Origin of the sequence: Methanobrevibacter cuticularis (genome assembly GCF_001639285.1) — an archaeon.
Classification (GTDB): Archaea; Methanobacteriota; Methanobacteria; order Methanobacteriales; family Methanobacteriaceae; genus Methanobaculum; species Methanobaculum cuticulare.
This window is the reverse complement of the sequence record NZ_LWMW01000028.1, coordinates 1-1179: the sequence shown is the minus strand read 5'-3', so window position 1 is coordinate 1179 and position 1179 is coordinate 1. Positions and strand designations below refer to the sequence as shown.

Annotated in this window: 1 pseudogene; it reads left to right on the top strand. The window is 31.0% G+C overall.

What is annotated here, in order from left to right:
- A pseudogene (locus MBCUT_RS00865) lies at positions 1–1179 on the top strand (hypothetical protein); the annotation flags it as partial.

The window sequence follows — 1179 nt, the reverse complement described above, 5'->3', positions numbered from 1 at the left end:
TAATGGTGGAGCAATATATTCAGTCGTTTATAATAATTGTACTGGAAATACTAATATAACAAGTTCTAGTTTCAGTAACAATACTGCAAATAGTAATGGTGGAGCAATATATATTCTTAATGACAGAAGTATCAAAAATACTAATATAACAAGTTCTAGTTTCAGTAACAATACTGCAAATAGGGATAGTGGAGCCATCGGTATTTCTAATTATCTTGGTTCTATCTCTAATGTTAATATAACAAACCTTACTTTCAATAACAATACTGCAAATAGTAATGGTGGAGCCATCGGTATTTCTAATAGTAATGTTAATATAACCGATTCTAGTTTCAGTAACAATACTGCAAATAATAATGGTGGAGCATTAAATATTTATAATGATAAACTCGATATAACTAGTTCTAGTTTCAGCAACAATACTGCAAATAATAATGGTGGAGCAATATATATTGAGAGTTCTAGTGCTAATATTACTGACTCTATTTTCACAGGTAATAACGCAACTAATGCAGGAGGAATACATGTAACTACAACTGGTACATCTGTTCCTAGTATATTTAACATTAATATAATCAACACCACTTTCACAAATAACAATGCAACAAACTGTGCAGGAGTTCGAATAACCAATGGAAATAATGGTGTTATTAATGCTAATATAACTGGTTGCATATTCACAGACAACAATGCCACTTATAGTGGAGGAGCAGTATATATAACTTCTGGTGCTAATGGTAGTACTAAAGCCAACGTAGATAACTCAATATTCATTGGTAATAGTGTAACTTATAATGGAGGATCAGCAATATTAGTTTCTAGTGGTACTAATGGTACTATGAACGTTAATATTAAAAGTAATGTTGTTGCAAACAATCGTGATGTATATGGTGTGATTCGTGTTCAAACTCCTGGTGTAAGAGTAAATTACAATGTATTTCTTAACCAATCTGACCCCATAAGGTCCAGTACTCTATCGAATAGTGTAAATGGTGATTATAATTACTATGGCTATAATGGCTTAAGATCAACAACTAATGTAACTGTTAACAATTATTATGTGCTTAATATTACTAATACGACTGATTTAAGTGGTAATTATTCTGTTGGTGATTTATTAAGCTTCAACTACACTGTGTATTTGAATGGTTCTAGTGATAGTTCTGGTTCTGATTTATT